The organism is Phytopseudomonas daroniae (assembly GCF_004327275.1).
GTDB classification, from domain to species: Bacteria; Pseudomonadota; Gammaproteobacteria; order Pseudomonadales; family Pseudomonadaceae; genus Aquipseudomonas; species Aquipseudomonas daroniae.
The window spans coordinates 490,918-503,138 of record NZ_QJUJ01000002.1; the positions used below are offsets into that span (position 1 = coordinate 490,918).

Annotated in this window: 13 protein-coding genes; all 13 read left to right on the top strand. The window is 66.6% G+C overall.

Annotated elements, in window-relative coordinates; translation table 11 throughout:
- The first annotated feature begins 42 nt into the window (after positions 1–42).
- The 13 genes from DNK10_RS07415 to trbG all read left to right on the top strand — a co-directional run bounded on the left by DNK10_RS07415 (position 43) and on the right by trbG (position 12,221).
- Positions 43–969: a LysR family transcriptional regulator gene (locus DNK10_RS07415; RefSeq protein ID WP_131191085.1), complete on the top strand. Its 927-nt coding sequence runs from the start codon at positions 43–45 to the stop codon at positions 967–969.
- A 14-nt stretch (positions 970–983) separates the two neighbouring features.
- Positions 984–1,247, top strand: a complete 264-nt coding sequence (locus tag DNK10_RS07420; protein ID WP_131191086.1) for an EexN family lipoprotein — start codon at positions 984–986, stop codon at positions 1,245–1,247.
- Between the two features lie 235 nt (positions 1,248–1,482).
- The gene (locus DNK10_RS07425) at positions 1,483–3,477 is read left to right on the top strand and encodes a conjugal transfer protein TraG (protein WP_131191087.1); all 1,995 of its coding nucleotides are present in this window, start codon (positions 1,483–1,485) and stop codon (positions 3,475–3,477) included.
- Positions 3,474–3,938, top strand: a complete 465-nt coding sequence (locus tag DNK10_RS07430) for a CopG family transcriptional regulator (RefSeq protein WP_131191088.1) — start codon at positions 3,474–3,476, stop codon at positions 3,936–3,938. The genes DNK10_RS07425 and DNK10_RS07430 overlap by 4 nt, the downstream gene beginning before the upstream one ends.
- Positions 3,935–4,981: a P-type conjugative transfer ATPase TrbB gene (gene trbB, locus DNK10_RS07435; protein ID WP_131191089.1), complete on the top strand. Its 1,047-nt coding sequence runs from the start codon at positions 3,935–3,937 to the stop codon at positions 4,979–4,981. The genes DNK10_RS07430 and trbB overlap by 4 nt, the downstream gene beginning before the upstream one ends.
- Positions 4,978–5,361 (top strand): TrbC/VirB2 family type IV secretion system protein, encoded by a 384-nt coding sequence (locus tag DNK10_RS07440; protein WP_131191090.1) that lies wholly within the window; start codon positions 4,978–4,980, stop codon positions 5,359–5,361. Before trbB ends, DNK10_RS07440 begins: the two co-directional genes overlap by 4 nt.
- Positions 5,358–5,627, top strand: a complete 270-nt coding sequence (locus DNK10_RS07445; protein ID WP_131191091.1) for a VirB3 family type IV secretion system protein — start codon at positions 5,358–5,360, stop codon at positions 5,625–5,627. Before DNK10_RS07440 ends, DNK10_RS07445 begins: the two co-directional genes overlap by 4 nt.
- 12 nt (positions 5,628–5,639) lie before the next feature.
- Positions 5,640–8,096, top strand: coding sequence for a conjugal transfer protein TrbE (trbE, locus tag DNK10_RS07450; protein ID WP_131191092.1), 2,457 nt, complete (start codon positions 5,640–5,642; stop codon positions 8,094–8,096).
- Entirely contained in the window at positions 8,093–8,821 is a 729-nt protein-coding gene (gene trbJ / locus DNK10_RS07455; protein ID WP_131191093.1) for a P-type conjugative transfer protein TrbJ, read from the top strand. The genes trbE and trbJ overlap by 4 nt, the downstream gene beginning before the upstream one ends.
- A 12-nt stretch (positions 8,822–8,833) precedes the next feature.
- On the top strand, positions 8,834–9,154 hold the full coding sequence (locus tag DNK10_RS07460) for a hypothetical protein (RefSeq protein ID WP_131191094.1): 321 nt from the start codon (positions 8,834–8,836) through the stop codon (positions 9,152–9,154).
- The gene (gene trbL / locus DNK10_RS07465; protein ID WP_131191095.1) at positions 9,151–10,515 is read left to right on the top strand and encodes a P-type conjugative transfer protein TrbL; all 1,365 of its coding nucleotides are present in this window, start codon (positions 9,151–9,153) and stop codon (positions 10,513–10,515) included. The genes DNK10_RS07460 and trbL overlap by 4 nt, the downstream gene beginning before the upstream one ends.
- A gap of 12 nt (positions 10,516–10,527) precedes the next feature.
- Positions 10,528–11,232, top strand: coding sequence for a conjugal transfer protein TrbF (trbF, locus tag DNK10_RS07470; RefSeq protein WP_131191096.1), 705 nt, complete (start codon positions 10,528–10,530; stop codon positions 11,230–11,232).
- Positions 11,229–12,221, top strand: coding sequence for a P-type conjugative transfer protein TrbG (gene trbG / locus DNK10_RS07475; RefSeq protein WP_131191097.1), 993 nt, complete (start codon positions 11,229–11,231; stop codon positions 12,219–12,221). The genes trbF and trbG overlap by 4 nt, the downstream gene beginning before the upstream one ends.

Sequence of the window (12,221 nt, forward strand, 5' to 3'; positions counted from 1 at the left end):
TCGGCAGATTGAGAAGTTGGCCTCAGGAGGAGGAGCGACACGATGGAATTTCGACACCTTCGCTGCTTCCTGGCCGTCGCCGAGGAACTCCACTTCGCCCGCGCGGCCGCGCGGCTGCACATCGAGCAGTCGCCGCTTTCGCGCACCATCAAGGAACTGGAAGAAGAACTGGGTGCGCAATTGTTCGTGCGCACCAGCCGCAGCACGCGGCTGACCAGTGCGGGCAGGCTGTTCCTGGATCACGTTCCGCGCGTCTTCGCGGCCCTGCAGCAGGCACGCGACAGCGTGAAGGCGGCGGCCAATGGCTTCCACGGTCAATTGCGCATCGCCTTGTCCGACGGCATCACGCCGTCGCGCCTGCCGGCCTTGCTGGCGCTGTGCCGGCAGGAGGAACCGGAGGTCGAAATCCGTCTGTTCGAGGTGCCGCTTGCGCAGCAGATCAAGGGCTTGCAAGACGATCTGTACGACGCGGGCTTTGCCCAATCGGATGACGTGGGTGATGCACTGGTCGCCGGGCAGGCGTGGAGCGATCCGCTGATGGTAGCGGTGCCGGCACGGCATGACTTGCTCAAGTACAAGCGGATTCCGCTGGAGGAAGCGCTGCGCTTCCCGCTGGTGCTGTCCGATCCCCAGGTGTGCGAGGGCCATGCCCGTCAGGTCGATCTGTTCCTGCGCCGAATGGATAGGGAGCCGTTGATTGTCGAGCGGGTCGCCTCGCACGATCTGATGATGGCGCTGGTGTCGGCCGGCTTCGCCCTGGGTCTGGCCGGTGCGCCGCACATTGCCTCAAGCCGCGAACCCGGCGTCGTGGCGCGACCGCTGGCGGGGCGCTCGCCGATGCTGACGACCTACTTGATCCGACGTGAGGGCGAGATGCCGGACGTGCTGGCCCGCTTCATCGAGCGGGTGCAGGCCATCGAGTCGCCCGGGGGCGCCAGACCCGCACCGCCGTCCGAACCCGATCCATAGGAGGACATCGAGCCATGAAACGACTCGTCCCGTTGCTGCTTGTCGCAGTGCTGTCCGCCTGCGGCCAATCGAATACGACCGAGCAGGCCAACGTGCCAACCGTGGAGGAACTGGCCGCCGATCCCGCGCGATTGAAGGCGTTGCGCCAGCAGTGCAAGACCGACCGGCCCCGGCTGGGTGACGTGCTGTGCAATCGAGTCGCCGAAGCCACGCGCAAGCGGTTCTATGGCGATGGCGATACGCCCTATACGCCGCCGGAGACGCCGCCGAAGTTCTGATCGTCGGCGACTCGCAGCGAATCTTGACCTTCTTTTCTTGCACGCCGCAGCGCGACCGCGCTTGCGGCGTTCTTCCTGTGCTCGCTCCCGCCTGAAACGATGTTTTCTGCATCACCTTGCTTCCGATAACAGTCTTTGACCGGCACTGACCCGGCACCGATCCTCGCGCTGTTCGGCACATCCTCGTGCCGTGTTCTTACGGGAAGTCAGCGCAGGAGAGATCGGAGGTCAAGTCATGCAAGGGACGAACGTGCTGTTCGGTCAGATCGCCGTCGTGTTCGGCATCGTGATCGCCGGCGTGTGGGGCGCCACACAATGGACAGCAGCCGCCCTTGGCTACCAAGTACGCCTGGGCTCGCCCTGGTTCGACTTCCTTGGCACGTCGATCTACCACCCGTGGAAGCTGTTCGAGTGGTGGTTCTTCTTCGGCGCCTATGCGCCGGAGGTCTTCGATACTGGCGGCGCCATTGCCGGCGCCAGCGGCATGGTCGCCGTGGGCGTTGCCATCGCCATGTCGGTCTGGCGCTCGCGCCAAGCACGCCTCGTCACCACCTACGGCTCTGCGCGTTGGGCTAACGCGCAGGATATTCGCAAGGCTGGCCTCACACAGCCTGCCGGCGTGTTCCTCGGCCAGCACGATCGCCAGTACCTGCGGCATGAAGGGCCGGAACACGTCCTGACTTTCGCACCCACGCGCTCGGGCAAGGGCGTGGGCCTGGTTGTGCCGACCTTGTTGAGCTGGCCCGCGTCCGCTGTCATCCACGACATCAAGGGCGAGAACTGGCAGATCACCGCAGGCTGGCGTAGCCGTTTCAGCCACTGCCTGCTGTTCAACCCGACCGATCCAAAGTCGGCAGCCTACAACCCTCTGCTGGAGGTACGGCGCGGCGCGCATGAAGTGCGCGACGTGCAGAACATCGCGGACATTCTGGTCGATCCCGAAGGCGCGCTGGAGAAGCGCAACCATTGGGAGAAGACCAGCCACGCACTGCTGGTCGGCGCCATCCTGCATGTGCTCTACGCGGGCGAGGACAAGACGCTGCGCGGCGTCGCCAACTTCCTCAGCGATCCGGCTTGCCCGTTCGAGCTGACGTTGCATCGGATGATGACGACGAAGCACTTGGGCGAAGCGCCGCATCCCGTCGTCGCATCCGCTGCGCGCGAAGTGCTCAACAAGTCGGACAACGAGCGTTCCGGCGTGTTGTCCACGGCCATGTCATTCCTCGGTCTGTATCGCGATCCCACGGTGGCCGAGGTCACGTCACGCTGCGACTGGCACATCGCCGACCTGATTTCCGCCGAGCATCCGGTATCGCTGTACCTGGTAGTGCCGCCTTCGGACATCAGCCGCACCAAGCCGCTCATTCGCCTGATCCTCAACCAGATCGGGCGGCGGCTGACCGAATCTCTCGACGGTTCCGATGGCATCGAACGTCGCCACAGATTGCTGCTGATGCTCGATGAGTTTCCGGCGCTGGGCCGCCTGGACTTCTTCGAGTCCGCACTTGCCTTCATGGCCGGCTATGGCATCCGCAGCTTCCTCATCGCGCAGAGCCTGAACCAGATCGACAAAGCGTATGGGCAGAACCATTCCATCCTCGACAACTGCCACGTCCGGGTGACGTTCGCCACCAACGACGAACGTACCGCGAAACGCATTTCCGAAACGCTCGGCACCGCCACTGAACTGCGTGCACAGCGCAACTACGCCGGTCATCGGCTTGCGCCGTGGCTCGGGCATCTCATGGTGTCGCGGCAGGAGACGGCCCGACCGCTGTTGACCCCCGGCGAGGTGATGCAGTTTCCGCCCGACGAATCGGTGGTGATGGTGTCCAGCCTGCCGCCGATCAAGGCGAAGAAGCTGCGCTACTACGCCGACGCCAACTTCAAGCAGCGCGTGTTGTCGCCGCCTGCGCTCGCAGCCGGGCGCTATGCCGATGCGCCGCCAGCCCGACCCGACGACTGGAGCGGCCTGGCGATTCCCGCCGTACCCGCCGCGCCAGCCACGGCATCCGCCGATGACCTTGGCGGCGCCGACGACGGTGGCCCGCGCCGTCAGCCCGAACTCTCCGAAACCGTCGCCTACGACCCCGAGCCGGACGCACATGCGACCGACTTGGCGCTGCTCGATGACGACGACCTGCTGCCGCTTCCCAGCCAGCTCGACCCGGCCATGCAGCGCACGGCACGGCTGGCATCGCTGAACCCCAACGACGGAATCGACCTATGAGCCAATACCGCCTCAATCTGTTCATCCAGCATGAGCACGCCAAGCGCCTGGAGGAACTGGCCGCGAAGAAAGGCGTGTCGAAATCCAGCATCGTCGCGGCGGCGCTGGCGTCCTGGCTGTCGCCGGACGCGGGCGACCAGCGCGAGGCGGCTATCGCCAAGCGGCTGGATCGGCTGTCGCGCCAGACCGAGCGCCTGGAGCGCGACCAGAACATCCAGATCGAGACGCTGGCGCTGTTCGTCCGTTACTTCCTGACCGTCAGCACGCCCGTTCCCGAGGCGCACCAAGAAGCCGCCCGCGCCCAAGGCAAGGCCCGCTTCGAGCAGTTCGTCGAACAACTCGGCCGTCACCTGCTGCGCGGCCGCAGCCTCGTGCGCGACGTGGTGGAAGAACTGCACCCGGACACCGCACGGAAGTATGACGCGGCGGCGCTGGCCGAAGCCCAGGAGCGTGCTTCATGAGCGCCGTTCCGCAGTTCCAGCTCGAGCCTCGTTCGTCCGCCACCACCTCGTTGGATCGGCGCATCCAGATGCTGCGCACGGCAATGGGGCCGGTGATCGCCGCAGCGCTCGAAGACCCGGACGTGGTGGAAGTCATGCTCAACCCCGACCGCACGCTATGGGTCGATCGGTTGTCGTCGGGCCGTGCGCCGTTGGGCCTGGAGCTGTCCGAAGCCGATGGCGAACGCATCATTCGCCTGGTCGCTGCACACGTCGGTGCGGAAGTGCATCGCGGCCAGCCACTGCTGACCGCCGAGTTGCCGGAGACGGGCGAACGCTTTGAGGGCATCTTGCCGCCGGCCGCGCCTGGCCCGGCGTTCGCGCTGCGCAAGCGCGCTGTGAGCATCATCGGCCTGGATCGCTATGTGGCCGACGGCATCCTGACCGCCGGGCAGGCCGAGTTCCTGCGCCGCGCTGTGCGCGAGCGGCAGAACATCCTGATCGCCGGCGGCACCAGCACCGGCAAGACCACGTTGGCGAACGCGCTGCTGGCCGAGATCGCCGCCACTGGCGACCGTGTGCTGGTGCTCGAAGACACCATCGAGCTGCAATGCGCGGCCCGCGACCATGTACCCCTGCGCACTCGCGCCGGCGTCGTGACCATGACCGAGTTGGTGCGCGCCACGATGCGCCTGCGCCCGGATCGCGTGATCGTCGGCGAAGTGCGCGGCGGCGAAGCCCTCGACCTCATCAAAGTGTGGGGCACGGGGCATCCGGGCGGCATCGCCACCATCCACGCCGGTTCCGCGCTGGGCGCGCTGCTGCGCCTTGAACAGTTGATTCTCGAAGTGGCGGTGAACCCGCCACGCGCACTGATCGCCGAGGCGGTCAACGTCGTCATCCACATCGCCGGCCGTGGCCGCAAGCGCCACGTCGAAAGCATTGCTCGCCTCAATGGCTTCGACGCCGCCGGCTACCAACTGGCGGATGCGATGGAAACGCCGTTTCCCGCGCTGCCGCCGCCTTCTTCCCCGTCCCCTGACCAACCTGGAGAACTGCCATGACGCAGATGAACGCCCATGCTTTCCGTATTCCCGTAAATCCGGCCTCAATCCTCGCGCGCCTGCGGCGCCTGGCCGCGCCGGCACACCGCGGCCTGCTGCTGGCCGCCGTCATGCTGATGACGGCCGGCACGGCGAAGGCCGCCGGTTCCTCGATGCCGTGGGAAGGCCCTTTGCAGTCGATCTTGGATTCGATCCAAGGGCCGGTGGCGCGCATCGTCGCGGTCATCATCATCATCGCCACGGGCCTGGCACTCGCCTTCGGCGACACGTCGGGCGGCTTCCGCAAGCTCATCCAGATCGTGTTCGGCTTGAGCATCGCGTTCGCCGCGTCCTCGTTCTTCCTGTCGTTCTTCAGCTTCTCCGGCGGGGCCGTCGTATGAACACGGCCAGCGATCTTCCGGGCTTCGAGGTGCCGCTGCATCGCTCGCTGACCGAGCCGATCCTGCTGGGCGGTGCCCCGCGCACCGTGGCGATCGCCAACGGCACGCTGGCCGCCGCCGTCGGGCTAGGCCTGCAACTGTGGATTCCAGGGCTGGTGCTCTGGATCGTCGGCCATTCGCTGGCGGTGTGGGGTGCGCGCGTCGATCCGCAGTTCATGCAGGTCTTCGCCCGCCACATCAAGCACAAGCCGCTGCTGGACGTGTAGGGAGACGCCGCGATGCTGAACCTTGCCGAATACCGCCAGCGCCCGGCCTTGCTCGCCGACTGGCTGCCGTGGGCCGGGCTGGTCGCGCCCGGCGTCGTCTTGAACAAGGACGGCAGTTTTCAGCGCACGGCACGATTCCGTGGCCCCGATCTGGACAGCGCCACGCAAGGCGAGTTGATCGCCGCGTCGGCACGGCTCAACAACGCGCTGCGCCGGTTGGGTTCTGGCTGGGCCTTGTTCATCGAGGCAGAGCGCCAATCCGCCGCCGACTATCCGCATTCCGACTTCCCCGAACCGTTGTCCTGGCTCGTCGATGAAGAACGCCGCGCCGCGTTCGAGGAGTCGGGTCATCACTTCGAGAGCGCCTATCACCTGACGGCGGCTTTCCTGCCGCCGGAGGAATCCCGCGCCCGCGCCGCGAAGCTGCTCTACGAGAACTCGCCCGGCGATGGCGTGGATTGGGACGGCCGTCTCGATGCCTTCGTGACGGAAACCGATCGAGTGTTCGACCTGCTCGACGGCGTGATGCCGGAGATCGCATGGCTGGACGACAGCCAGACGTTGACCTACCTGCACGCGACCATCTCGACGCGGCGCTACCCGCTTGCGGTGCCCGAAGTACCGTTCCATATCGACGCACTGCTGACCGACTCCGCGCTGGTCGGTGGCTTGGCGCCCATGCTGGGCGACCAACACCTGCGTGTCGTGTCGGTACGGGGCTTCCCGACATCGACCTGGCCGGGAATTCTGGACGACCTCAACCGCTTGGACTTCGCGTACCGCTGGAGTACGCGCTTTCTCTGCCTGGACAAAGCTGAGGCGGAAAAGGAACTCGCCCGCCTGCGCCGCCAGTGGTTCGCCAAGCGCAAAAACGTGGTGGCGCTGCTACGCGAAACCATCTTCCAGCAGGAAAGCCCGCTGGTCGATACCGACGCGAGCAACAAGGCGGCCGACGCCGATGCCGCCTTGCAGGAGCTGGGCAGCGATCAAGTCGCCTTCGGCTACCTCACCGCCACGGTGACGATGCTCGATGCCGACCCGGCCGTGGCCGACGAGAAGCTGCGGATGGTGGAGCGCGTCATCCAGGGGCGCGGCTTCGTCACCATCCCTGAAACGCTCAATGCCGTGGATGCGTGGCTGTCCTCGATTCCGGGCAACGCTTATGCGAATGTCCGCCAGCCCATCGTCTCAACGTTGAACCTGGCGCACATGATGCCGCTTTCGGCGGTATGGGCTGGCCCGGAGAAGAACGAACACCTCGACGGCCCACCGGCCATCGTTACCCGCACCGATGGCGCCACGCCATTCCGTTTTGTTACGCACATCGGCGACGTGGGGCACATGGCCGTGGTCGGCCCCACCGGCATGGGCAAGTCCGCATTTCTGGCCGTGCTGGCAATGCAGTTCCGCCGCTATCCGCGCTCGCGCATCTTCGCGTTCGACATGGTGCGCTCGATGCGCGCCACGATCCTGGGCCTCGGCGGCGAGCACTACGACCTAGGCGTCGATGGCGGCATCGCGTTCCAGCCGCTCGCGCGCATCGACCGCGATGGCTATCGCACCTGGGCGGCCGAATGGGTTGAAGGCCGGCTGCTGCATGAAGGAGTGGCTGTCGGTCCCGACGAGAAATCGGCCCTTTGGTCGGCACTCGGCAGCCTTGCCGGTGCACCAGTGGAGCAGCGCACGATGACCGGCCTGTCGGTGCTGCTGCAATCGAACGCGCTGCGCCAGGCGCTCGCGCCCTACGTGCTCGGTGGCGCGCACGGCAAGTTGCTGGATGCCGACCACGACCGGCTGGGCACGGCCGACGTGCAGTGTTTCGAGATGGAAGAACTGATGGCCAGCCCTGCCGCCGTGCGGTCGGTGCTGGGCTATCTGTTCGCGCGCTTCGATGAGCGGTTCGACGGCGCACCAACCCTGCTGATCCTCGACGAGTCCTGGCTGTTCCTAGACGATCCGGTGTTCGCCGCGCGCATCCGCCAGTGGCTCAAGACGCTGCGCAAGAAAAACGTCAGCGTCATCTTCGCCACGCAGAGCCTGGCGGACATCCAGAACTCCAGCATTGCGTCCGCGATCATCGAGAGCTGCGCCATCCGCATTTTCCTGCCGAACCCGCAGGCGACCGAGCCGCAGATTCGCACGATCTATCAGGGCTTCGGCCTCAACAGCCGGCAGATCGAGATCGTCGCCACCGCGCAGCCCAAGCGCGACTACTACTACCAATCCCGACTCGGCAACCGCCTGTTCGACCTCGACCTGGGGCCGGCGGCGCTGGCCTTCGCAGGCGCCTCCACGCCGCAAGATCAGCGCGACATAGACCGCGTGCTGCTGGACGCCGGCGTGCCCGGCTTCGCCGGCATCTGGCTGCGCCATCGCGGCCTTGATTGGGCGGCTGACCTGTTGCCCTCGTTCCCCGGCCTTGCGCCGGGTTCCCTCCGTACTGACCACTCACAGGAGAACCTGTCATGAAGAAGCGTCTCATCGCCGCTGCCATCGCGGCCATGCTCTGCACCGCCACCACTGTCCATGCGCAATGGGTCGTAGTTGATCCCACGAACCTCGTGCAGAACACGCTGACCGCGATCCGCACGCTGGAGCAGATCAACAACCAGATCCAGCAGCTCCAGAACGAAGCGCAGATGCTGATGAACCAGGCGCGCAATCTCGCCAGCCTACCGTCCAGCGTGGTCGGCCAGTTGCGCGTCAATCTGGCAACGACCGAGCGGCTGATTGTCCAGGCCAGGGGCTTGGCCTACGACGTGACGAATCTAGATCGGGAGTTCGCGCGCCTGTATCCCGAGCAGTACGCCGCCACCGTCAGCGGCGACCAGATGTACCGCGATGCGCAGGAGCGTTGGAGGAACACACTCCACGGCTTGCAGACCACCATGCAGATGCAGGCCCAGGTGTCTCAGAACCTGGGCGAAGACGAAAGCGTGCTCGCCGATCTCGTAGGCAAGAGCCAGTCGGCCGAAGGCGCGCTGCAAGCGATGCAGGCCATGAACCAGTTGCTGGCATTGCAGGCCAAGCAGTCGATCCAGTCGCAGCGGCTCCAGATCACGCAGGATCGCGCGACCTCGCTGGAGCTGGCGCGGCAGGCGGCGGCCACGGAGCGCGCCCGCGAAGTGCGGCGGCGCTTCTTGGGCGATGGCACGCCGTACACACCGCAGCGCGTGAATTTCTACGGCAACTGACGGGAGGCTGCCATGCGATGCGTCCTCGCCCTGTGTGTCGCGCTGCTGGCCGCTTGCAGCGAGCAACCGGCCGACAACCTTGCCGATGCCTTGGCCGCCGATCCCGGGCGGCTCAAGGCATTGCGCGCGCAATGCGCGGCCGATCTGCAGGCTACAAGCGAGGACGTTTGCCGCGCCGCCGCCGAAGCCTTGCAGCGGCGCTTCTTCTCCGGACAGGCCGGGCCGGATGAATACCAGACGCTGGCCGACCTGCCACCGATCCCGCCGAGCTTCGATGAACCGGGCGATGGCACTGCGCTGGCACCGCCGGCCGAACCGGAGGGCACGCCATGAATGACGTGACCATCATTGATCAGTTCCTCAATATCTTCTCCGCCTACATCGACTCGGGTTTCGGGCTGTTGCAGGGCGAAGTGGCCTTCCTCACCGCCACGCTGATCGTCATCGACATGACGATCGCCGGACTGTATTGGGCGATGAGCCACGCCACCGGCCAGGGCGATGACGTGATCGCCAAGCTGTTGCGCAAGGTGCTCTACGTCGGCGCCTTCGCCTACATCCTGGGCAACTTCAACTGGCTGGCCAGCATCGTGTTTCGCTCGTTCGCTGGGCTGGGCCTGACGGCCACCGGCTCGGCGATCACGATGGAGAACTTCTTGCAGCCGGGCCGGCTCGCCAAGACCGGCATCGACGCCGGGGCGCCCATCTTGGAGCAAGTCGGCGAGATGGCCGGCTTCCCCGAAGTGTTCGTGAACCTCGATGTCATCACGGTGATGTTCCTCGCGTGGCTGGTCGTGGTGCTGTGCTTCTTCGTGCTGGCGATCCAGCTTTTTATCACGCTGATCGAGTTCAAGCTGACCACGCTCGCCGGGTTCGTGCTGGTGCCGTTCGCGTTGTGGAACAAGACGTCGTTCCTGGCAGAGAAGGTGCTGGGGAATGTCGTGTCCGCCGGCATCAAGGTGCTGGTGCTGGCCGTGATCGTGGGCATCGGCTCAGGCCTGTTCGCTCAGTTCCAAGTCCATCCCGCGGAGCCATCCATCGACCACGCACTGGTCATCATGCTGGCGTCGCTCACCTTGCTGGCGCTCGGGATCTTCGGCCCTGGCATTGCCACTGGCCTCGTGTCCGGTGCGCCGCAGCTCGGCGCGGGGGCAATGGCCGGTGCTGCTGTCGGCGCTGCCGGCACGGCCGTCGCCATCGGCGCCGCCGCAACGGGCGTGGGTGGCGCTGTGGCTGCTGGCGCGCGCATGGCCCCGGCTGCCGCAAAGCTGGCCGGTAGCGGTGCGCGCGCCGCCACGTCGGCGGCCGGCAGTGCGAAGTCGGCGTTTCAGGCCGGTTCCGCCGCCGCTGGCGGCGGCGCAAAGGGCGCGATGGCGGGCCTGGGCAACGTCGCCAAGACCGGCGCGCAGTCCGCCGGACGCGCGGCCGCATCCCGCACTTCCGCTGCCGGGCAGCGCATGGCCGCGCCGTTTCGCGCTGGCTGGAACGGCGACGCTGGCGCGTCAGCCGCAACCATCAGCGAAGCCTCCACAGGCGCTGCCGCCGCACGGACATCCGAGCAACCCGCTTGGGCCAAGCGGCTGCAACGCCGCCAGCAACTCACCCATGCCGCGACCACCACCGCCCACACGCTGCGCGGTGGCGATGGCGGCGGCTCAGGGCAAGGCCCGAGCCTGCGCGATTCCGATTCATAAGGAGAACTGACCATGCGATTCAAGAAACCGCAGGTGCGCTACGCCGACACCCCGCAGCCTGCCACGCCGTACCAAGCTGCCGGCCAGGTGTGGGACGACCGTATCGGCTCGCCACGCGTGCAGGCGAAGAACTGGCGGCTGATGGCGTTCGGCTGCCTGACGCTCGCGCTGCTGATGGCCGGCGGCCTGGTGTGGCGCTCGGCGCAGTCGATCGTCACGCCCTACGTGGTGGAGGTGGACAGCGCGGGCCAGGTGCGCGCCGTGGGCGAGGCCGCCACGCCGTACCGGCCCAGCGATGCTCAGACGGCGCACCACATCGCGCGCTTCGTGACGCTGGTGCGCTCGCTGTCCATCGACCCCATCGTCGTCCGGCAGAACTGGCTGGACGCCTACGACTACACGACCGACCGGGGCGCGGCCGTGCTCAACGATTACGCGCGGGTCAACGACCCGTTCGCACGCATCGGCAAGGAATCGGTGACGGTGCAGATCACCAGCGTCGTGCGCGCCAGCGACACGTCTTTCAACGTGCGCTGGACGGAACGCCGCTACGTCAACGGCGCCGCGGCGGGCCTGGAGCGGTGGACAGCGGTGGTGTCCATCGTGCTCCAGCCGCCGCGTACCGAAGAACGCCTGCGCAAGAACCCGCTGGGCATCTACGTCAACGGCCTGTCGTGGAGCCGCGAACTGGATTCTTCCGAAGGAGCAAAGCCATGAATGATGCTTTCCGTAAATCCGCCTTGCCGTTGATCCTGCTTGCCCTCGCGGGCTGCGCCACGCAGGGCAAGCCGCCGCCGACTATCTCGCTCGATGAGCCGGTGCAGGCCCAGCCCCTGCCCGAGCCACCTGCGCCGGTGGAGGTGGTGGCCGTGCCCGAGGTGCTGCCGATGCCGGCGCAGTTGATGCCGTTGCCCGAAGCCGAGGACGCCAAACCTGCGCCGGAGCCGACAGACGAGAAGGTGCGCGTCTCGCGCGCCAATGCCGAGGCCCGCGTCGCGCCTACGCGCGAGGGCTACGTCAACGCGATTCAGGTATGGCCCTTCACCGATGGCGCGCTCTATCAGGTCTATGCGGCCGTGGCCCGCGTGACCGTGGTTTCGCTCCAGCCCGGCGAGGAGCTGGTGACGGTCGCCGCTGGCGATACCGTGCGCTGGATCGTGGGCGACACGTCCAGCGGCAGCGGTGCCGACCTGCGCGTCAACGTGCTGGTCAAGCCGATCCGCTCGGGCCTGAAAACCAATCTGGTCATCACCACCAGCCGCCGCACCTACCTGCTGGAGCTGACTTCCACCGACAAGACGTGGATGGCGTCGGTGTCCTGGGAGTACCCGCGCGACCGGATGCTGGCCCTGCAGCGCCAGGCGCAGGCGGCCAGCGCCGCCGCGCCGGTCGATAGCGGCCTGTCGCTGGAGAACCTGCGCTTTCGCTACGCGATCAGCGGCAGCAATCCACCGTGGAAGCCGCTGCGCGCCTTCGACGACGGGCAGAAGGTCTATATCCAGTTTCCCGCCGGCATCGCGCAAGGCGAGCTGCCGCCGCTGTTCGTGATCGGGCCGGAAGGCGACGGGCAACTGGTGAACTACCGCTTCCGTTCGCCTTACTACATCGTGGATCGCCTCTTTGGCGCGGCCGAATTGCGCCTGGGCGGCGATAGGGGCGACGTGGTGCGGATCGAGCGCACGGATGGCGTGGCGCGGAGGAACTGA

Coding starts and splice junctions, on each gene's coding strand:
- DNK10_RS07430 (WP_131191088.1), top strand. CDS start 3,474: ATGAGCCAATACCGCCTCAATCTGTTCATCCAGCATGAGCACGCCAAG.
- DNK10_RS07445 (WP_131191091.1), top strand. CDS start 5,358: ATGAACACGGCCAGCGATCTTCCGGGCTTCGAGGTGCCGCTGCATCGC.
- DNK10_RS07425 (WP_131191087.1), top strand. CDS start 1,483: ATGCAAGGGACGAACGTGCTGTTCGGTCAGATCGCCGTCGTGTTCGGC.
- DNK10_RS07415 (WP_131191085.1), top strand. CDS start 43: ATGGAATTTCGACACCTTCGCTGCTTCCTGGCCGTCGCCGAGGAACTC.
- trbB (WP_131191089.1), top strand. CDS start 3,935: ATGAGCGCCGTTCCGCAGTTCCAGCTCGAGCCTCGTTCGTCCGCCACC.
- DNK10_RS07460 (WP_131191094.1), top strand. CDS start 8,834: ATGCGATGCGTCCTCGCCCTGTGTGTCGCGCTGCTGGCCGCTTGCAGC.
- trbE (WP_131191092.1), top strand. CDS start 5,640: ATGCTGAACCTTGCCGAATACCGCCAGCGCCCGGCCTTGCTCGCCGAC.
- trbG (WP_131191097.1), top strand. CDS start 11,229: ATGAATGATGCTTTCCGTAAATCCGCCTTGCCGTTGATCCTGCTTGCC.
- trbJ (WP_131191093.1), top strand. CDS start 8,093: ATGAAGAAGCGTCTCATCGCCGCTGCCATCGCGGCCATGCTCTGCACC.
- DNK10_RS07440 (WP_131191090.1), top strand. CDS start 4,978: ATGACGCAGATGAACGCCCATGCTTTCCGTATTCCCGTAAATCCGGCC.
- trbL (WP_131191095.1), top strand. CDS start 9,151: ATGAATGACGTGACCATCATTGATCAGTTCCTCAATATCTTCTCCGCC.
- DNK10_RS07420 (WP_131191086.1), top strand. CDS start 984: ATGAAACGACTCGTCCCGTTGCTGCTTGTCGCAGTGCTGTCCGCCTGC.
- trbF (WP_131191096.1), top strand. CDS start 10,528: ATGCGATTCAAGAAACCGCAGGTGCGCTACGCCGACACCCCGCAGCCT.